3 protein-coding genes are annotated in these 21,920 nt (G+C 72.8%); all 3 read right to left on the reverse strand.

Annotated elements, in window-relative coordinates; all coding sequences use genetic code 11:
• Positions 1-27: 27 nt before the first annotated feature.
• Genes OG302_RS27605 through OG302_RS27615 form a run of 3 tightly spaced genes read right to left on the reverse strand, consistent with a single transcriptional unit; the run spans position 28 to position 21,793 of the window.
• Positions 28-267: an MbtH family protein gene (locus tag OG302_RS27605; protein WP_371529226.1), complete on the reverse strand. Its 240-nt coding sequence runs from the start codon at positions 265-267 to the stop codon at positions 28-30.
• Positions 264-4,346: an amino acid adenylation domain-containing protein gene (locus OG302_RS27610; RefSeq protein WP_371529227.1), complete on the reverse strand. Its 4,083-nt coding sequence runs from the start codon at positions 4,344-4,346 to the stop codon at positions 264-266. The genes OG302_RS27605 and OG302_RS27610 overlap by 4 nt, the downstream gene beginning before the upstream one ends.
• Complete coding sequence (locus OG302_RS27615) at positions 4,343-21,793, reverse strand: non-ribosomal peptide synthase/polyketide synthase (RefSeq protein WP_371529228.1); 17,451 nt, start codon at positions 21,791-21,793, stop codon at positions 4,343-4,345. Before OG302_RS27615 ends, OG302_RS27610 begins: the two co-directional genes overlap by 4 nt.
• Between the last annotated feature and the right edge of the window lie 127 nt (positions 21,794-21,920).

Below are 21,920 nucleotides of genomic sequence, written 5' to 3' on the forward strand. Positions count from 1 at the left end.
ACACGCTCTCACCAATTCCCCGGGTCGCTAGACCCGTTCGGCGTTCATGGAGTTCACGGACTGCATGTCATCGACCAGGCTCTTGGGACGCATGTCCGTCCAGTTCCGCTCGATGTGGTCCAGGCACGCCTGGCGGGTGTCCTCGCCGTGCACCCGCTCCCAGCCCGCCGGCACGTCGGCGAAGGCCGGCCACAGGGAGTGCTGGCCCTCGGAGTTGACCAGGACCAGGTAGCTGCCGTTGTCGTCCTCGAAGGGGTTGGTCGTCATGCTGTTTCTTCTCCTTGTCGTCGACCGGACATCCGGTCGTTGAGTACCTGGGTGATCACGTCCAGCGCGGCCGGGGTGGTCATCTCCAGGTGTGTGCAGTCCACTTCGTACTCGTGGATCTCTCCCGTCACATGGGAGTCCCACGCCTTGACCGCGTAGGGGTGCGACCCGTCCGCCCGGCCGGAGCGGAAGGCCAGGACGTCGCCCCGGAACACGCCGGGCTCGAACTCCCCGGCGATCCGCCGGTTGTTGGCGGCGACCCGGCTGAAGGCCGCGATCCCGGCCTCCCCGATGCCCGCGAGCGGGCTGTCCTGCTCGCGCAGCAGTTCGGCGATCTCCGCCGCGGTCAGGGTCCTGTCCCGGGCGCCCGCGCCGCCCGCGGCACCGGTGGCACCGGTGGCTGCCGGACCCAGCGCGGCCGTCAGCACGGCCAGGATCTCCTGCTCCAGATCGCTCTCCAGGCCGCTGTCCGGGCCGCTGCCCGGTTCGCCGCCAGGCGGCGCGAACGTCTCCTCGGCCCGCGCGGGGTAGGAGTCGAGCAGCGCGAGCAGTTCGACCTCCTCGCCCTCGCCCTGCAGCCGGGTGGCGATCTCGTGGGCGACCAGGCCGCCGAACGACCAGCCGGCCAGGCGGTACGGGCCCTTCGGGCGGACCGCGCGGATCTGGGCCACGTAGTCCGCGGCCATCTCCGGCAGGTCGGCCGCGCACTTCTCGTCGGCGTTCAGGCCGCGGGCCTGCAGCGCGTACACGGGGGTGTCCCGGCCCAGGCGCGTGATGAACCCGGAGTAGCACCAGCCGATGCCGACCACCGGGTGCACGAGGAAGTACGGGGTGCTGCCGCGCTGCCCGGCACGCAGCCGCAGCGGGGTGGCGAACGGGTCGTCGGCCTCGTGCAGGCGCCGGGAGAGTCCGGCGACGGTCGGCGCCTCGAAGATGCTGCGGATCGAGGTGGCGGTGCCCAGCTCGGCACGGACGCGGTTGACCAGCCGGGTGGCGAGCAGCGAGTGGCCGCCGAGCTCGAAGAAGTCGTCGTCGATGCCGACGGACTCCAGGCCGAGCACCTCCGCGAACAGCCCGCACAGCACCTCTTCCTGCGGGGTGCGTGCCGCGCGCCCGCCGGTGCCGCGGCCCGTCGTCACGTCAGGTGCCGGGAGCGCCTTGCGGTCCAGCTTGGCGTTCGGGGTGAGCGGCAGGGCGGACAGCGTGACGACGACCGAGGGGACCATGTAGTCCGGCAGCCGGTCACGGACGTGCGCCCGCAGCGACTCGGAAAGCCCCCCGGAGGCGTCCGGGGCCGTGGGGTCCACGCCGGGCGCGGACTCCGCGGCGGAGGCCGGCACCACGTACCCGACGAGCCGCTTGTCACCGGGCCGGTCCTCGCGGACCACCACCGCGGCCCGGGCCACCCGCGCGTCGGCGACCAGCGCCGTCTCGATCTCGCCCAGCTCGATGCGGTGCCCGCGCACCTTCACCTGGTGGTCGGTACGGCCGAGGTACTCCAGATCGCCGTCCGGGGTCCAGCGCGCCAGGTCACCGGTGCGGTACATCCGCGCCCCGGGAGCCCCGTGCGGGTCCGCCACGAAGCGTCCCGCGGTCAGCGCGGGACGGTCCAGATAACCCCGGGCAAGCCCCTCGCCCGCCAGATACAGCTCACCGGCCACGCCCGGCAGGACGGGACGCAGGGCACCGTCGAGCACGTAGGCCCGGGTGTTGAGGATCGGGCTGCCGATACGCGGCGCCCCCTGTACGGGGCCTTCGATCGCGGCGGACGTCGACCACACCGTGGTCTCGGTGGGCCCGTAGAGGTTGGTGACCTCCGCGCCGGTCTCCCGCATCCGCGCGGCGAGCGTCGCGGGCAGTGCCTCGCCGCCCACCAGCATGCGCAGGCCCGCGACGGCGTCCGCCTGCTCGGACAGCAGGGAGTGCCAGAGCGTCGGCGTCGCCTGCATGATCGTCGCCCCGCTGCGCCGGATCAGACCGGCGAGCGCGGCGGGGTCGAGCACCGCGTCCCGGTCGGCCACGACCACGCTCGCCCCGGTGAGCAGCGGCAGCTGGAGCTCCAGGACGTGGATGTCGAACGCGACCGTGGTCACCGCGAGCATCCGGTCCGCGGTGCCCAGCGGGAACGTGCCGCCCATCGCGGTGAGGAAGTTGAGCAGCGCCCGGTGCGGCACCACGACGCCCTTGGGCGCACCCGTGGAACCAGAGGTGAAGATCGCGTACGCCGGGTGCGCGGGCCGCAGCGGCCCGGAGCGGTCCGCGTCGGTCAGGTCCCGCTCGTCCCGCGCCGCCAGGTCCGCACACAGCTCCGGATCGTCGAGGCAGAGCGTCATCTGCCCCTCGGGCAGCCGGTGCCGGTCGTCCAGCGTGGTCAGGACGGCGGGCGGACCGGCCTCGGCGAGGATCGCCGCGACCCGCTCGCGCGGATGCCCGAGGTCCACCGGGAGGTAGGCGGCGCCCGCCTTCTGGACGGCCAGCAGGGCGACGACCAGCTGCGGGGAGCGGGGCAGCGCGAGGGCGACGAGCGTCTCGGGGCCCGCGCCACGCTCCACCAGGAGGCGTGCCAGACGGTTGGCCCGCGCGTTCAGTCCGGCGTACGTGATGACCTCGCCGTCCTGCCACAGCGCCGTCGCGTCGGGCGTACGCCGCACCTGCTCCTCGAAGAGCCGGGGCCAGCACCGCTCGTCGAGCACGGCCGCGGTGTCGTTCCACTCCTCGACGACGCGCTGCCGCTCGGCGGCTTCGAGCACGTCCACGCGGCCGACCGGCAGTCCGGGCGTGGCCACGGCGGCCCGCAGCACCCGGCGCAGCCGCCCGGCCCAGCCGAGCACCGTCTCGCGGGTGAACAGGTCGGGCCGGTAGGTGAGCCGGAACCGGAGCCGGGCGCCGGGCAGCACGGTGAGCGTCAGCGGGTAGTGGGCGGCGCCCTGGCCCTCCGTGCCGGCGATCTCCAGGCCCTGGTAGGCGGGCTTGCCGTCGCCGGAGGGGGCGGGGTAGTTCTCGAAGACGTAGAGCGTGTCGAAGAGTTCACCGCCCGTCCCGGCGAGCTGCTGGATCTCGCCGAGCCCCATGTACTCGTACGCGGCGAGGGACGAACGCTCGGTCTGCAGGCCCGCCATCGTGTCCACGAGGGACCGGGCCGGGTCGAGACGCAGCCGTACCGGCACGGTGTTGGCGAAGAGGCCGATCATGGACTCGACGCCGGGCAGCTCCGGCGGCCGTCCCGACACCGTCGCGCCGAAGACGACGTCGTCGCTGCCGGTGAGCGCGCCGAGCACCTGCGCCCAGGCGCCCTGCACCACCGAGTTGAGGGTGAGGCCGCCGCGCCGGGCGAACTCGGCGAGCTCCGCGGTCAGTTCCGTGTCCAGCTCGGCCTCGGCCTCCTCGGGCAGCACGGTCTCGCGGCCCGCGCCGGGCGGGCCGAGCAGGGTCGGGCCCGCCAGGTCCGCGAGGTGCCGCTGCCAGGCGGCGGTGGCCTCCGCGCGGTCGCGGCCCGCGAGCCAGCGCAGATAGTCGCGGTAGGGCTGGACGGGCGGCAGGGTGTGATCGCCGCCGTCCTGGGCGTACATGGTGAACAGCTCGTGCAGCATCAGCGGCACCGACCAGCCATCGAGCAGGATGTGATGGCTCGTCAGCACGAACCGGTGCTCGGCCGGGCCGAGCCGGATCAGGCGGCAGCGGATCAGCGGGGGCTTCTTGAGGTCGAAGCGGGTCGCGCGGTCGTCGGCGAGGGCTGCGGCGAGCCGCTCGGCCCGCTCGGCCGCGGGCAGCTCCGAGAGGTCGAGCTCGCTCCACGGCACCGGGACCCGTTCGAGGACGACCTGCACCGATTCGCCGTTGCGGCGCTGGCGGAACGCGCCGCGCAGGTTGCCGTGCCGACGGAGCAGCCCGTCGGCGGCCCGGCGCAGGGCTCCGGCGTCCAGGTCCCCGCGCAGGTCGAAGACGAACTGCAAGTGGTAGACGTCCGCGCCCTGTTCGTCGTACATCGCGTGGAACAGGAAGCCCTCCTGGAGGGCCGTCAGCGGCAGCACGTCCTCAATGCGTGCCGGAGCGCGCCTCGCGCCCGATTCGCGCTTCATCCCTGGTCCCCGTCCTGGTCGAACTGCTCGTCCTCGTCGAAGTCGTCGAAGTCGTCGAAGGCGAACTCGTCCTCGAACGCCTCGATCTCTTCCTGGTCGAGGCTGACCAGGTCGAAGTCGGATGCCGTCGCGCCACCCGCGTCGGCCCGCTCCACATGCCGGGCCATCGCGGTCAGCGCATGCACCCAGGCGTCCGCGAACGCGGCCACCTCCGCCTCGGTGAGCAGACCCTCCGGCCAGGTCCACGTGGCGCGCAGCTCGGGCCCATCCGGTCCGGGTCGCGTCATGGCGTTGACCGCGAGCGGGTTGCGCAGCGGCATCGCCGTGCCCGGCGGGATGCCCGCGCCGTCGTCCCGAGTCGCCTCGGGCGCCAGACCCCAGTCGGCGGCCTGCCCCGAACCGTCGAAGCGGCCCAGGTAGTTGAAACCGACCTGCGGGACGGGCAGGGCGGCCAGCGCCGGTGCCGTCTCCGCGTTCAGATACCGCAGGAGGCCGTGGCCGAGACCCTGGCCGGGCACGGCCCGCAGCTGCTCCTTGGCGCGCTTGAGCACGTCCGACACGGCGGACCCCGCCTGCCACAGGTCGTCCCAGTCGACGGCGCCCGGCTCGATGCGCACGGGGTGGACGCTCGTGAACCAGCCGAGGGTGCGGGACAGGTTGAGCCCGTCCACCAGGTCCTCGTGCCGGCCGTGGCCCTCGACCTCCACGAGCACCGCACCGCCGTCGGAGCCAACGGAGCCGTCAGCGCCATCGGAGCCGTCGGTGCCGTCGCGGTCGGCCAGCAACGCCAGGGCGAGCGCGGTCAGGAGCACGTCGTTGACGCCCGCGTTGTAGGCGGCGGGCACCCGGGTCAGCACGGCGTCGGTCACCGAGGCGGGCAGCGCGACCGTGAGCGCACGCGCCGTGGCGGTGGTGTCCCGCGCCGGGTCGAGCTCCCGTGAGCCGATGCGCCGCTCCGGCCGGTCGTACAGCCCCGTCCAGTAGGTGAGCTCGGCGGTGCGGGACGGCTTCGCGGCCTCCTCCGTCAGGAGGTTCGCCCAGCGTCGGAACGACGTGCCGACCCCTTCGAGCCGAGGCGCCGCCCCGGCCGCGACGGCGGCCCACGCCGTGCTCAGGTCGTGCAGCAGCACACGCCAGGACACACCGTCCACCGCGAGGTGATGCAACGTCAGGAGCAGTCGCCCTGCGGCTGTTTCGCCAGCGTCGAACCAGACGGCCTGGAACAGCACGCCGTCCTCCGGCGAGAGCCGCTCGCCCGCGGCGGTCGCCTCCTTGGCCATCAGCGCACGGGCCGACTCCTCGTCCATGCCCGTCGTGTCGACGCGGCGCAACTGCTCGGCCGCCGACACCGCACCCGTGGGCCGCACCCGCAGACGCCAGTCGGCGTCCATGACTTCCAGGCGCAGGACGTCGTGCCGGTCCACCGCCGCCTGAAGAGTCGCGGCCAGGCCCGTCTCGGTCAGGTCGGCCGGAACCTGGAGGAGCACCGACTGGAGCAGTCCGTCCAGGCCGCCGCCGCGTGCGCGCAGATCGTGCATGACCGGGGTGAGCGGCACTTCGCCGTCACCGTCGTCGGCCGCCACCGTGGTGTCGGCATCCGTCAACTCGCCTGCCACCGAAGCGAGTTCCGCCAGCGTACGCGTGCGGAAGACGTCCTTCGGGGTCAGTGCGAGACCGGCCGAGCGGGCCCGGCTCGCCAGCTGGATGGAGCCGATGCTGTCCCCGCCGAGCTCGAAGAAGTTGTCCTGGACGCCCACCTGCTCCAGGCCGAGCACCTCGGCGACCAGGCGGCACACCAGGACCTCCCGCTCCGTGCGCGGCGCGGCGGCCGATCCGGTCCGGTACACGGGAGCGGGCAGCGCGGCCCGGTCCAGTTTTCCGTTGGGGGTCAGCGGCAGCTCGTCCAGGGGCACCACGGCGGAGGGGACCATGTAGTCGGGCAGCAAGTCGCCTACGTGGGCTCGCAGTTCCGCCGGGTCGACGCTCTGGTCCGCCGCGACGACGTAGGCGACGAGTCGCTTGTCGCCCGGCCGGTCCTCGCGGACGACGACCGCGCTCTGCGCGACCGAGGGGTGGCGGGTGAGCGCCGCCTCGACCTCGCCCGGCTCGATGCGGAACCCGCGCACCTTGACCTGGTCGTCGGCACGGCCCGCGAACTCAAGCGTGCCGTCGTGCAGCCAGCGCGCCAGGTCGCCCGTCCGGTACATGCGGCCACCCGCCGGACCGTACGGATCGGCGACGAACCGCTCGCCGGTGAGCGCGGCACGGTCGAGATACCCGCGCGCCAGGCCCGCGCCGGCGATGTACAGCTCGCCGACGGCACCCACCGGAACCGGCGCGAGCGACGCGTCGAGCACGTACGTACGGGTGTTGGCCATCGGGCGGCCGATCGGCAGCCGGTCGCCGAGAGCGTCCGGGGCGGTCACCAGATGCGTCGTGGCGCACAGGGTGATCTCCGTGGGCCCGTACAGATGGCGCACGGCCACGTGCGGGGCGGCGCGCAGCACGCCCTCGACCGCCGCGACCGACACCACGTCGCCGCCGGTGAGGATCTCCCTGACGCCGCCGAGCGCGTCACCCAGATCGTCCGCGACGACCCGGAAGAGCCCCGCCGTGAAGTGGACACCGGTGATGCCCTCCTCGACGATCAGCCGCTTGAGCTCGGCGATGTCCGGCTCGCCCGGGGGCGCGAGGACGACCCGCGCGCCGGACAGGAGCGGCACCCACAGCTCGTAGTCGGAGATGTCGAAGGCGTACGGGGCGTGCATCAGCACGTGCTCGTGACGGCCCCCCTCCGCCCAGGACGGGTCGAGGGCGAGCTCCAGGAGCGAACGGTGGGAGATCGCGATGCCCTTGGGCTCCCCGGTGGAACCGGAGGTGTGCATGACGTACGCGAGCGCGTCCGTCCGCCCCGGGATCCGGGGCGCGTGGTCCGACACCCCGCCCTCCTCGGCGAGCACGACCCGCGCCGCGTTCTCCGGCACGCCCCGCTCCCGCCACGCGCGGTCGGTGACCAGGACCCGGGCGCCGGAGCCGCGCAGCACGTCACGCATGCGCTCGTCCGGGTAGCTCTCGTGCAGCGGGGCGTAGGCCGCGCCCGCCTTGAGCACGGCGAGCAGGGCGACCACGAGGTCCGCGGACCGTTCCATGAGCACGGCGACGCGGTCCTCGGGGCGCACACCGAGGTCCACCAGGTGGTGGGCGAGGCCGTTGGCCCGCCGGTCCAGTTCGGCGTACGTCAGGTGCCGGGCGCCCGAGGTGATCGCCACGGCGTCCGGCCGCAGCCGGGCCTGCTCGGCGAACGTCTCGTGAACTGTCGAGCCGAGCCCTGGAACGGCCACCTGGGTGTCGTTCCACTCGACCAGGGTCCGGTGTCGCTCCTCCGGGCCGAGGATGTCGACCAGGCCGACCGGGACGTCCGGATCGGCGACGACCGCCCGCAGCAGCCGCTCCAGACGGCCCGCGATCAGGCCCGCGCTCTCGTGGTCGAAGAGATCGGTGCTGTATTCGAGCATCCCGCGGACTCCGGCGGCGCTCTGTCCGTCCGTGCCCTCCCGCAGGCTCAGCGACAGGTCGAACTTGGCGACGCCGATGTCGACCGGCTCGGCCCCGATGGTGAGGCCGGGCAGTTCGAGGGCCGTCTCGGGAGTGTTCTGGAAGGCGAGGAGTACCTGGAAGAGGGGGTGGCGGGAGCGTGAGCGGGTGGGGTTGACGAGTTCGACGAGGCGTTCGAAGGGGATGTCCTGGTGGGCGTAGGCGTCGAGGTCGGTGGTGCGGACGCGGGAGACGAGGTCTCGGAAGGTGGGCTGTCCGGAGACGTCGGTGCGCAGGACGAGGGTGTTGGTGAAGAACCCGATGAGGTGATCGAGGGCTTCGTCGGTGCGTCCGGCGATGGGGCTGCCGATGGGGATGTCGTCCCCGGCGCCGAGCCGGTTGAGCAGGGCGGCGAGTGCGGCCTGCACCACCATGAAGACGGACGAGGAGGACTCGCGCGCGAACTCCACCAGCTGCTGGTGCAGTGCGGCGTCCCACTCCACCGCCACGCGGCCACCCTGGTGGCTGGACTCGGTGGGGCGCGGCCGGTCCGTCGGCAGCTCCAGTTCTTCGGGGAGGGCGGCGAGGTTCTTGCGCCAGTAGTCGAGTTGCGCGTGTGCCAGGCTGCCGGACTCGTCCTCGTCGCCGAGGAGTTGGCGCTGCCAGAGGGCGTAGTCGGCGTACTGGACGGGCAGCGGCTGCCAGCCGGGTGCCTCGCCCTTCAGGCGGGCGGCGTAGGCCGTGCCGAGGTCGGCGGCCAGCGGGCCCATGGACCAGCCGTCGCCCGCGATGTGGTGCAGTGAGATGAGCAGTACGTGATCGGCCTCGTCGAGCGTGAACAGGCTGGCCCGCACCGGTATCTCGGAGGACAGGTCGAAGCCCGCCCCCGCCGCCGCGTTCAGCAGCCCCGGGAGCTCCTGCTCGTCGGTGCGCGTGACGGACAGGGTGAAGTCCGCCTCCGCCGGTGCGAGGATCCGCTGCTCCGCGTGCCCGTCGGACTCGGTGAAGACCGTGCGCAGGGATTCATGCCGGGCGACCACGTCGCCGAGCGCGGCCTGGAGGGCTTCGCGGTCCACGGTGCCGGTGAGGCGCAGCACCACAGGCATGTTGTAGAGGGCGTCCGCGTCGTGCAGGCGGCTCAGCATCCACAGGCGGTGCTGGGCGAAGGACAGCGGCAGCGGCTCCGGACGCTCCTGCGGCTCCAGCGCGGGGCGGGCCGCATCGGCGCCGGTCGACACGGCGGCGAGACCCACCACCGTCGGTGCCTCGAACAGGGTGGCGAGCGGCAGCTCGATGCCCAGGACGGAGCGGACCCGGCTGACCAGGCGAGTGGCGAGCAGTGAATGCCCGCCCAGGTCGAAGAAGTTGTCGTCGATGCCGACCCTGGCGAGACCGAGGACCTCGGCGAAGAGCCCGCAGAGGACTTCCTCACGCGGGGTGCGCGGGGCGCGGCCCGAGATCACCGCGTCGTAGTCCGGGGCGGGCAGCGCCTCGCGGTGGACCTTGCCGGTGGGGGAGAGCGGGATCGCGTCCATGGTGACGACGGCGGCCGGGACCATGTATTCGGGCAGGGTGGCGGCTACGTGGGTGCGGAGTTCGGCGGGGTCGATGTCCTGGCCGGGGTTCGCGGGGACCACGTACGCCACGAGGCGTTTGTCGCCGGGTCGGTCTTCGCGTACGACGACGGCGGCGTGGGAGACGGTGGGGTGGCGGTCGAGGACGGCGGCTATCTCGCCGGGTTCGATGCGGAAGCCGCGGACCTTGACCTGGTCGTCCGCGCGGCCCAGGTACTCGAGTTCGCCGTCCGTGTTCCAGCGCACGAGGTCGCCGGTGCGGTACATGCGCTCGCCGGGTTCCCCGAACGGGCAGGCCACGAAACGCTCACCCGTCAGACCCGGACGCCCCAGGTAACCGCGGGCGAGACCGTCGCCCGCCAGATACAGCTCACCCACGACCCCGGCGGGCACCGGGCGCAGACCCGAACCCAGCACGTACACGCGGGTGTTGGCGATGGGCCGGCCGATCGGCGCCGACACGGCTCCGGTCAGCGGGGCGCTCAGCGTGGCGCACACGGTCGACTCGGTCGGGCCGTACGCGTTGAGCATCCGCCGCCCGGCCGACCAGCGGGCCGTCACCTCGGGCGGGCAGGCCTCGCCGCCGGTGATCAGACCGCGCAGCGTGGGTACGCGCTCCGGGTCCAGGGTGGCGACGAAGGCGGGCGGCAGCATGGCGTGCGTGACGCGCTCCTCTGCCATCAGCCGCACCACGGCGTCCCCGATGACCTGCTCGGGGCGCGGCACGACCAGGGCCGCACCGGACAGCAGCGTCATGGCCAGCTCGCACGCCGATGCGTCGAAGCTGAGCGAGGCGAACTGCAGCACCCTCGAAGCGCCGTCCACCCCGAGGGACTCCTGGTGGGAGAGCGCGAGGCTCGCAAGACCGTGGTGCGTGACCAGGACACCCTTGGGCGTACCGGTGGAGCCCGACGTGTAGACGATGTACGCCGGGTGGTCGGTGCGCAGCGCGCACTGCCGCTCGGCATCGGTCAGGGCGACCGCGGGGAAGGCGGCGAGCCCTGCGGCGGCCTCGGGCCCGTCGAGGTGCCAGCGCGGCACGGAGTCCGGGACGCGCCTACCGGCGTCGCCCACGGTCAGCAGGCCCATGGGCGCGGCGTCCGCGCACATGTAGGCGGCGCGCTCGGCCGGGTAGTCCGGGTCGATGTTCAGGTACGCGGCGCCCGCCTTGACGACCGCGAGGACGGCCATGACGAGGTCCGCCGAGCGGGGGATGGCGAGGGCCACCACCGATTCGGGCCGGACACCACGGCTGACCAGCAGCCGGGCCAGGCGGTTCGCCCGTGCGTCGAGTTCGGCGTAGCTGAGGGTGGTGCCGTCGTGGATGACGGCGGCGGCGTCCGGGGTGCGGGCCACCTGGGCCTCGAACAGGGCCGGCAGGGTGCCGTGCTCGACCGGGGTCGCGGTGTCGTTCCACCCGGAGAGGACCTGCTGCCGCTCGTCGGCGCCGAGCAGCTCGACCCGGCTGACCGGGACGTCCGGCTCGGTGACCACGGCACGCAGGAGGGTTTCCAGGCGGCGCGCGAGACCGGCGGCGGTGATGGCGTCAAAGAGGTCACCGCTGAACTCAAGGAGCCCGTGCAGGCCACCGGTCTCCGCACGCTCGCGCAGGCTGAACACCAGGTCGAACTTGGCGACACCGGTGTCCACCGGCTCGGCCCCGATGGTGAGGCCGGGCAGTTCGAGGGCCGTCTCGGGGGTGTTCTGGAAGGCGAGGAGTACCTGGAAGAGGGGGTGGCGGGAGCGTGAGCGGGTGGGGTTGACGAGTTCGACGAGGCGTTCGAAGGGGATGTCCTGGTGGGCGTAGGCGTCGAGGTCGGTGGTGCGGACGCGGGAGACGAGGTCTCGGAAGGTGGGCTGTCCGGAGACGTCGGTGCGCAGGACGAGGGTGTTGGTGAAGAACCCGATGAGGTGATCGAGGGCTTCGTCGGTGCGTCCGGCGATGGGGCTGCCGATGGGGATGTCGTCCCCGGCGCCGAGTCGGTTGAGCAGAGCGGCGAGTGCGGCCTGCACGACCATGAAGACGGACGAGGAGGACTCCCGCGCGAACTCCACCACTCGCTGGTGCAGTTCGGCGTCCCAGTCGAGCGGAATCATGCCGCCGTCGTGGCTGGCCACCGCGGGACGGGGCCGGTCGGTGGGCAGGTCGAGCTCTTCGGGGAGGGCGGCGAGGTTCTTGCGCCAGTAGTCGAGTTGCGCGTGTGCCAGGCTGCCGGACTCGTCCTCGTCGCCGAGGAGTTGGCGCTGCCAGAGGGCGTAGTCGGCGTACTGGGCGGGCAGCGGCTGCCAGTCCGGGGCTTCGCCCTCGGCGCGGGCGGCGTAGGCCGTGCCGAGGTCGGCGGCCAGCGGGCCCATGGACCAGCCGTCGCCCGCGATGTGGTGCAGGACCAGCGACAGGATGTGCTCGTCCTCGCCCACCGCGAACAGGGCCGCGCGCAAGGGCAGTTCACAGGACAGGTCGAAGCCCGCCGTCATCTCCTGGCGCAGCGCGGAACGCAGCTCCGCCTCATCGGAGGCGGCGATCTGCTGGATGGGTACGTACGCGGCTTCGACGCCGAGGACGGTCTGGTGGGCTTCGCCGTCGGTGTCCGGGAAGACGGTGCGCAGGGATTCGTGCCGGGCGACGACGTCGCCGAGCGCGGCCTGCAGTGCGTCGCGGTCGAGCCGGCCGGTGAGGCGCAGGGCGAGCGGCATGTTGTAGAGCGCGCCCGCGCTCTCCAGGCGGTTGAGGAACCACAGCCGCTGCTGGGCGAACGACAGCGGTACGGCTTCGGGGCGCGGCTGCCGCGTCAGCGCGGGCCGTGCCGCGTCCGCCTGTGTGGCGGCCGTGGCGAGTCCGGCGACGGTGGGGGTTTCGAAGAGTGCGCCCAGGGAGAGTTCGATGCCCAGGACGGAGCGGACGCGGCTGACCAGGCGAGTGGCGAGCAGTGAATGCCCGCCCAGGTCGAAGAAGTTGTCGTCGATGCCGACGTGCTGGACGCCGAGGACTTCGGCGAAGAGTCCGCAGAGGACTTCCTCGCGGGGGGTGCGCGGGGCACGGCCCGCCACTACGGCTCCGAAGTCGGGGGCGGGCAGGGTACGCCGGTCCAGCTTCCCGTTCGGAGTCAGCGGCAGGGCGTCCATGGTGACGACGGCGGCCGGGACCATGTATTCGGGCAGGGTGGCGGCTACGTGGGTGCGGAGTTCGGCGGGGTCGATGTCCTGGCCGGGGTTCGCGGGGACCACGTACGCCACGAGGCGTTTGTCGCCGGGTCGGTCTTCGCGTACGACGACGGCGGCGTGGGAGACGGTGGGGTGGCGGTCGAGGACGGCGGCTATCTCGCCGGGTTCGATGCGGAAGCCGCGGACCTTGACCTGGTCGTCCGCACGGCCCAGGTACTCGAGTTCGCCGTCCGTGTTCCAGCGCACGAGGTCGCCGGTGCGGTACATGCGCTCGCCGGGCTCCCCGAACGGGCAGGCCACGAAACGCTCACCCGTCAGACCCGGACGCCCCAGGTAACCGCGCGCCACACCGCGTCCGGCGACGTACAGCTCGCCGGGCACTCCGGCAGGAACGGGCAGCAGGCCCGAACCGAGCACGTACAGACGGGTGTTGGCGAGCGGACGGCCGATCGGCAGCGGGCCGGATGCGAGTCCGGACACGGGGCCGGATGCCGGGTCAGTGCCGGGGGCGATCCGGTGCTCGGTGCAGCTGACGGTCGTCTCGGTCGGGCCGTAGACGTTCCGCACGGTCACGTCGGGGTGCGCGGAGCGCCAGCTCTCCAGGGCCTCGGCGGTCAGCGCCTCGCCCGCGAGCAGCAGGTCGCCGGTCGGCGACGCGTGCCCGGGGAGGGCTTCGAGCAGCGGCAGGTGGCTGGGCGTGCCCTTGAGCAGGGTCGGCGCGGTGGCCGGAAGACCGGCCTCGTCGAGACTGCCCACGCACACAGAGCCGCCGACGGTCAGCGGCGTCAGGAGCGCGGTGACCGTCATGTCGAAGGACACCGAGGAGTGCAGCAGCGCGGATCCGCCCGCGCTCGGGTAGCTGCGGCCCGCCCACTCCAGGTAGTCGACGAGGTTGCGCTGCTCCACGACGACGCCCTTGGGGACGCCGGTGGAACCCGAGGTGTAGATGACGTACGCGGGGTGGTGCGGCCGCAGCGGACGGGTCCGCCGCTCGTCGTCCGGGTTCTCGGATACGGGCTGCACGCGGTCGCCGAAGAGCCGGGGCAGCCCGGACGATTCGCCGCCGAGCTCTGCATCCGCGCCGAACTCCGGGCGCCCGGCGACCGTTTCCTCCGTCGTCAGGAGCAGCGCGGGAGCGGAGTCCCGCAGCATGTGCGCGATGCGGTCGGCCGGGTAGTCGCAGTCGACCGGCAGATAGGCGGCACCGGCCTTGAGCACGCCGAGCAGCCCGGCGAGAAGCCGCGGCGACGGGGGCATGGCCACCGCCACCAGGTCCTCGGGACCCACGCCCCGCTCGGTGAGCTGCCGCGCCACACCGTTGGCGAGCGCGTTGAGCTCGGCGTAGCTGAGGGTGGTGCCGTCGTGGATGACGGCGGCGGCGTCCGGGGTGCGGGCGGCCTGGGCCTCGAAGAGGGCCGGGAGGGTGTCGTGCTGGACCGGGGCCGAGGTGTCGTTCCAGTCGGTCAGGATGCGGTGCCGCTCGTCGGCGTCGAGGAGTTCGACCCGGCTGACCGGTCGGTCCGGGTCCGTCAGGAGGGCGCGCAGGACATGATCGAGGCGTGCGGTGAGCGCCGCCGCGGTCTCGTGGTCGAAGAGATCGCCGTTGTACTCCAGCGTGCCGCCGATGCCCGCAGGGCCCTGCTCCCCGTGCCGCTCCTGCACGTTGATCGACAGGTCGAACTTGGCGACACCGACGTCGACTCCCTCGATCCCGACTGCGAGACCGGGCAGTTCCAGGGACGCCTCAGGAGTGTTCTGGAAGGCGAGGAGTACCTGGAAGAGGGGGTGGCGGGAGCGTGAGCGGGTGGGGTTGACGAGTTCGACGAGGCGTTCGAAGGGGATGTCCTGGTGGGCGTAGGCGTCGAGGTCGGTGGTGCGGACGCGGGAGACGAGTTCTCGGAAGGTGGGCTGTCCGGAGACGTCGGTGCGCAGGACGAGGGTGTTGGTGAAGAACCCGATGAGGTGATCGAGGGCTTCGTCGGTGCGTCCGGCGATGGGGCTGCCGATGGGGATGTCGTCCCCGGCGCCGAGTCGGTTGAGCAGCGTCGCGAGCGCGGCCTGTACGACCATGAAGACGGACGAGGAGGACTCGCGCGCGAACTCCACCAGCCGCTGGTGCAGTGCGGCGTCCCACTCCACCGCCACGCGGCCACCCTGGTGGCTGGACTCGGTGGGGCGCGGCCGGTCCGTCGGCAGCTCCAGTTCTTCGGGGAGGGCGGCGAGGTTCTTGCGCCAGTAGTCGAGTTGCGCGTGTGCCAGGCTGCCGGACTCGTCCTCGTCGCCGAGGAGTTGGCGCTGCCAGAGGGCGTAGTCGGCGTACTGGACGGGCAGCGGCTGCCAGCCGGGTGCCTCGCCCTTCAGGCGGGCGGCGTAGGCCGTGCCGAGGTCGGCGGCCAGGGGGCCCATGGACCAGCCGTCGCCCGCGATGTGGTGCAGGACCAGCGACAGGACGTGCTCGGTCGCACCGAGCCTGAACAGGCTTGCGCGTACGGGGATGTGGGACGACAGGTCGAAGCCCGCCCCAGCAGCCGCACTCAGCAGGCCCGGAAGCTCCCGCTCGTCGGTCTCGGTCACCGGCAGCGGCACCGGGGCGGAGCCCAGGACGGTCTGGCGTGCGGCACCGTCGGTGTCCGGGAAGACGGTGCGCAGGGATTCGTGCCGGGCGACGACGTCGCCGAGCGCGGCCTGCAGCGCGTCGCGGTCGAGTCGGCCGGTGAGGCGCAGGGCGAGCGGCATGTTGTAGAGCGCGCCCGCGCTCTCCAGGCGGTTGAGGAACCACAGCCGCTGCTGCGAGAAGGAGAGCGGCACCGCGTCCGGACGATGCTGCCGCGTCAGCGCGGGCCGTGCCGCGTCCGCCTGTGTGGCGGCCGTGGCGAGTCCGGCGACGGTGGGGGTTTCGAAGAGTGCGCCCAGGGAGAGTTCGATGCCCAGGACGGAGCGGACGCGGCTGACCAGGCGGGTGGCCAGGAGCGAATGGCCGCCCAGGTCGAAGAAGTTGTCGTCGATGCCGACGTGCTGGACGCCGAGGACTTCGGCGAAGAGTCCGCAGAGGACTTCCTCGCGGGGGGTGCGCGGGGCACGGCCCGCCACTACGGCTCCGAAGTCGGGGGCGGGCAGGGCACGCCGGTCCAGCTTCCCGTTCGGGGTCAGCGGCAGGGCGTCCAAGGCCACGACGACGGCCGGGACCATGTACTCCGGCAGCGCCGCCGCGACCTGGGCGCGCAGCTCCGCCGCGTCCACCTCATGGCCGGGGTCCGCCGGAACGACGTACGCGACGAGCTGACCGGGGCGGTCCGCCCGCGTCACCACGACCGCCTGGGCGACCGTCGGCCGCGCCGTCAGGACGGACTCGATCTCGCCGAGCTCGATGCGGTGGCCGCGGACCTTGACCTGGTCGTCAGCACGGCCCAGGTACTCCAGTTCACCGGAGGCGTTCCAGCGCACGAGGTCGCCCGAGCGGTACATGCGCTCGCCGGGCTCCCCGAACGGGCAGGCCACGAAGCGTTCACCCGTCAGACCCGGACGCCCCAGATATCCGCGCGCCACACCCTCGCCCGCGAGATAGAGCTCACCCACGACACCGACCGGCACCGGCCGCAGCCGCGCGTCCAGGACGTAGGCGCGCATGTTCGTGACCGGCCGGCCGATCGGCGGCCTGGCGTCGCCGGACAGCGGCCCGCTCAGCGTCGCGCAGACGGTGATCTCCGTCGGGCCGTAGGCATTGATCATCCGGCGGCCGGGGGACCAGCGGGACACCAGCTCGCCGGAGGACGCCTCACCGCCCACCAGGAGCGTGCGCACCGTCGGCAGGTCCGACGGCGCCAGGACGTCCAGCACCGACGGTGGAAGCAGCAGATGCGTCACCTCGTGCTCGGCCGCGAGCGCCACCAGCGGGGCGCCGGGCCGCAGCCTGTCGGGCGAGGCGAGGACCAGGGTGGCGCCGGAGAGCAGCGCCATGGACAGCTCCCAGAACGCCGCGTCGAAGCTGAGCGAGGCGAACTGGAGGACCCGGTCGCCGGGGCCGAGGGCGAGGAGGTTGCCGCGGGCGTCGAGCAGGCTCGCCACGCCCCTGTGGGTGCAGACGACTCCCTTGGGGCGACCACTGGATCCCGAGGTGTAGATGATGTAGGCCGCGTGGGAGAGCGTGAGCGGGCCGTGCCGCTCGGCGTCCGTCACGTTCGCCTCGGACAGGACGTCGGAGTACGCACCGGAGAGAACATCAGCACCGATGAGCCCGGCCGTCGCCTCCTCCGCCGCCGTCCACTCCTCGGCCGTCCAGTGCGCCGTGTCCGCGGGCAGCCCGCCAGAGAGGGCTGCCGTGGTGAGCGTGAGCCGGGGTGCTCCGTCGGTGAGCAGGTACGCGATGCGGTCGGCCGGGTACGCCGGGTCGACGGGCAGATACGCGGCACCGGACTTGAGTACGGCGAGGACCGCGACGACCAGCTCCGCCGAGCGCGGCAGCATCAGGGCCACCGTGTCCTCGGGGCCGATGCCGCGCGCGATGAGCATGCGGGCGAGCCGGTTGGCACGCCGGTTCAGCTCGCCGTACGAGAGGCTGGTGCCGTCGGAGGGACCAGAGCCCTCGGAGAGACCGGTCCCGTCGAAGACGACGGCGGGCGCGTCCGGCGACTCGGCGGCCCGTGCCTCGAAGAGCGCGGGCACGGTCAGCCGGGGCACGTCACGCCGGGTGTCGTTGAACTCGCCCGCGAGCCGCGTGTGTTCGGCGTCCGTGAGCAGCTCTATGTCGCCGATGCCCCGCTCGGGCGAGGCGACCGCGGCGCTCAGCAGCCGTACGAGCCTGCCCACCAGCAGCTCGACGGTGCCCCGGTCGAACAGGTCGGTGCTGTACTCGATGAAGCCATCGAGGCCGGCGGGCGCGCCGGACGCGTCCCGGGTCTCGGTCAGGCTCAGCGAGAGGTCGAACTTGGACCCGCCGGGGTGGACGGCGTACCGGTCGAGGTCGATGCCGGGCAGCTCCATGCCGGCTTCCGGGGTGTTCTGCAGCGCGAGCAGGATCTGCACCAGCGGCTGCCGGCTCGCGGAACGCGCCGGGTTGAGCACCTCGACGAGCCGGTCGAACGGCAGGTCCTGATGGGCGTACGCCTCCAGATCGGCGGCCCTGACCCGGTCCACGAGATCGCCGAAGCCGGGGTTCCCCGAGGTGTCGGTGCGCAGGACCAGGGTGTTGACGAAGAACCCGACGAGGTCGTCGAGGGCTTCGTCCGTGCGGCCCGCGACCGGGCTGCCGACGGGGATGTCGTCGCCCGCGCCCAACCGGCTGAGCAGCGCGGCGAGTCCGGCCTGGAGCACCATGTACAGCGTGGCCCCGCGGCTCGCCGCCAGGTCCGCGAGCGCCCGGTGCAGTTCCGCGCCGAGGGCCACGGGCAGCGCCGCGCCCTCGTGGCCGGTCACCGCGGGGCGTGGCCGGTCGGTGGGCAGGTCGAGTTCCTCCGGCAGGGCGGCGAGCGCCGTGCGCCAGTACGCGAGCTGCCGGTGGGCCAGGCTGTCCGGGTCGGTCTCGTCGCCGAGGAGCTCGCGCTGCCACAGGCTGTAGTCGGCGTACTGGACGGGCAATGGCCGCCAGCCGGGCTCGCCGCCTTCGAGACGCGCCGCGTAGGCCGTGCCGAGGTCGCGTGCCAGCGGGGCCATCGACCATTCGTCGCCCGCGATGTGGTGCAGCACGAGCGCCAGCACGTGCTCCCGCTCGCCGAGCCTGAACAGGGTGGCGCGCAGCGGTATCTCGCGGGACAGGTCGAAGTCCGTGCGCGCAGCGTCGTCCAGGAGGCCGGAGAGCCGCGCCTCGTCCGTCTCCGCCACCGGGAGGGGCACGGAGGGGGCGGCGAGCACGGTCTGGCGTGCGGCGCCGTCGGTCTCCGGGAAGACGGTGCGCAGCGACTCGTGCCGGGCGACGACGTCACCCAGGGCGGCGCGCAGCGCCTCGCGGTCGAGGTCGCCGCGCAGCCGCAGGGCGAGCGGCATGTTGTACGTCGACCCGCCGCCCTCGACCTGGTGCAGGAACCACAGCCGCTGCTGGGCGAAGGAGAGCGGGACCGCTTCGGGCCTGGGCATCGGCACCAGCGCCGGGCGGACGGCGGCGCCCGCCGCGGGGTCCGCGGCCAGCGCGGCGGCGAGGCCCGCCACGGTCGGCGACTCGAAGAGGGTGCTCAGCTGGATCTCGGCGCCGAGCTCGGCCCGTACCCGCACGGCGAGGCGGGTGGCGAGCAGCGAGTGGCCGCCGAGGTCGAAGAAGTTGTCGTCGATGCCGGGCTGTTCCACGCCGAGGACCTCGGCGAACAGCCCGCAGAGGATCTCCTCGTGCGCGGTGCGCGGCGCACGTCCCGCCGAGGCGGTGTCGAACCGGGGCGCGGGCAGCGCACGCTGGTTGAGCTTGCCGTTCGGCGTGAGCGGCAGGGAGTCCACGGCGACGACAGCCGCGGGCACCATGTACGAGGGGACGGACTCGCCCGCGTACGAGCGCAGTTCGGACGGGTCGAAGCCGCCGTCACGAGGCACCACATAGGCGACGAGCCGCTTGTCGCCGGGGCGGTCCTCGCGCGCCACGACCGCGACCTGGGCGACCCGCGGATGCCGGGAGAGCGCGGCCTCGACCTCGCCGAGCTCGATCCGGAACCCGCGGATCTTCACCTGGTGGTCGGCGCGGCCCTCGTGGACGAGGAGGCCGTCGGACGTCCAGTGGGCCAGGTCGCCGGTGCGGTACATCCGGCTGCCCGCCGGGCCGAAGGGGCAGGCGACGAACCGGTCGGCGGTCAGCGAGGGGCGGCCGAGGTAGCCGCGGGCCAGCCCCGGACCGGCCACGTACAGCTCCCCGACGGCGCCGGGCGGCACCGGCCGCAGACCGGCGTCCAGCACATAGGCGCGCAGGTCCGGCAGGGCGGGGCCGACGGTGCTTCCGCTGTCGGCGGCGGCCGACGCGCGGGTGAGGGCGTGCTGGGTGACGTGCACGGTGGTCTCGGTGATGCCGTACATGTTGACGAGCGTCGGCCGGTCGTCGGGGTGGCGGTCGTACCACTCGCCGAGCCTGCCCGGGGCAAGTGCCTCGCCGCCGAAGATGACGTAACGCAGGGCGAGCGTGGTGCCGGGGCGCCGCTGGTCGGCCTCGATGAGCTGGTAGAACGCCGACGGGGTCTGGTTGAGCACCGTGACCCGCTCGTCGGCGAGCAGGTCGAGGAAGGCCTCGGGGGAGCGCGAGACGGTGTGCGGCACGACCACCAGACGGCCGCCGTACAGCAGCGCGCCCCACAGCTCCCACACCGAGAAGTCGAAGGCGTAGGAGTGGAAGAGCGTCCAGACGTCCCGCTCGCCGAAGCCGTACTGCTCCTCGGTGGCCGAGAGCAGCCGGGTGACGTTGCGGTGGGTGTTCACCACACCCTTCGGCTTGCCCGTCGAACCGGACGTGAAGATCACGTACGCCGGGTGATCGGCCCGCAGCGGCGCGGCCCTGTCGGCGTCGGTGGGGTCGCTCGCGGGATGCCCCGCCACGTCCCGTACGGCCTCGACGGTGTCGAGCACCAGGACGGGCCGGGCCTCGGCGAGGACGGCGTCGATCCGGGCGGCCGGCGCGTCCGGGTCGACCGGCAGATATCCGGCGCCGGACTTGAGCACGGCGAGGACGGCCACGACCAGCTCGGCGGAGCGCGGCAGGACGAGCCCGACGAGCCGCTCGGGACCGGCCCCGCGGGCGATCAGCCGGTGGGCGAGCCGGTTGGCCCGCTCGTTCAGCTCGCGGTAGGTCAGCCGCTCGCCCTCGTGCACCAGGGCGGTGGCGTCGGGGGTGCGCCGGACTTGCGCCTCGAACCAGTCGGGGAGCGTCCCGGCGTCCAGATCGTGGGCGGTTCCGTTCCACTCCGTGAGCACGCGCGCCCGCTCGTCCGGCGCCATGACGTCCAGGGTGCCGATGGGCCGTGCGGGATCGGCGGTCAGCGCCCGCAGATAGGCGACGAACCGCTGCCCGTGGCCGGTGATGGCGGCGGCGTTGTACGCGGCGACGTTGCCGGTGATCCGGACGCCGATGCCGTCGTCGCCTGAGCCGCCCTCGAAGATGATGACGAGGTCGTCGACGGGCCCGCTGGGCATGCCGTGCACGGAGGCCACGCAGGGCCCGAACCGCAGGCCTTCCTCCAGCGGGAGGAAGTTGATGGAGGGGCCGAACATGCGGCGGGAGAGGCCGCCGAGGCCGAGGTCCTTGCGGAGGTCCTCGCCGCGGTAGCGCTGGTGGCGCAGCAGGCCGCGCATCTCCTGGCCGACGTGGCGCTGCAGGTCGCCGAACGACATGTCGGGCCGCACGGCGATCCGCAGCGGGAGCACGTTCGAGGCCATGCCGGGGGTCTCCCGGGTGACCGGCGTGAGACGGCCGGTCACGGGAAAGCCGAGCACGACGTCATCGGTGCGGGTGAAGTGCCGCAGATAGGCCGCGGCGGCGGCGGTCAGGGTGACCTGCCAGGTCGAGCGGGCCTCCCGGGCGAGCCGTTTGATTTCCGCGAAATAGTCGGCTTCCAGCCACGAGCCATGGCTCTTCGACTCGGCCCACAGTCCGGTGGCCCGGTCGGGCAGGTTCAGGATGTCGGGGTCGTCACCGAACTTTTCCAGCCAGTAGTCGCGGTCCCTGCCGCTGCGCTCGCCCTCGGCGTACTTCATGTCCTCGTCGAGGAACTCGGAGAGCGGGGAGAAAGGCGTCGCGGGTATCTCGTGGCCGTCTTCCGTGAGCGCGGTATAGCACGTCGAGACACGCTGCACGAGGAGATTGAAGGCATAGGCGTCGCACACGATGTGGTGCGTCCGCATATACCAGAAGAATCGGTCGGGGCCGACCTTGAACAGCATTTGTTTGAACAGCGGACCATTCAGCAGGTCAATGGGCTGTTCGAGGTCCGCCTGCATGGCCGCGAACGCCGTGGCGCCGGGGTCGTCGGCCGAGGTCAGGTCGGCGTGGGGGAGCGGCCAGTCGCGGTCGGACCGCAGGTACTGCAGGGGGACGCCGTCCGTCTCGCCGAACGTGACGTGCAGCGCCTCGGCCTCGTCGACCGCCTGACGCAGGGCTTTCTCGAAGAGCGCCTCGTCGAGTGCGCCGCGAATCTCCACATAGCCGTTGACGTTGTAGAGAAGGCTGTCCGGAGCCAGCTCCTGGGCGAACCAGACGCGCTCCTGGGCTACCGACAAAGGATTGCTTGCGGACTGCGGCCCGTCGAACACTCTGAGAATCCCCCACGCGTCAGCAGGGGGCTATGCGGAATCGCCTCTGGCCCCCCGGTGTACGGGAGTTCACCCCGCCCGTACACACTTTCCA

Origin of the sequence: Streptomyces sp. NBC_01283, assembly GCF_041435335.1 — a bacterium.
Lineage (GTDB): Bacteria > Actinomycetota > Actinomycetes > Streptomycetales > Streptomycetaceae > Streptomyces.

Bases quoted from the DNA above. Each gene is read 5' to 3' on its own strand.
- OG302_RS27605 (WP_371529226.1), bottom strand. From the start codon at position 267: ATGACGACCAACCCCTTCGAGGACGACAACGGCAGCTACCTGGTCCTG.
- OG302_RS27610 (WP_371529227.1), bottom strand. From the start codon at position 4,346: ATGAAGCGCGAATCGGGCGCGAGGCGCGCTCCGGCACGCATTGAGGAC.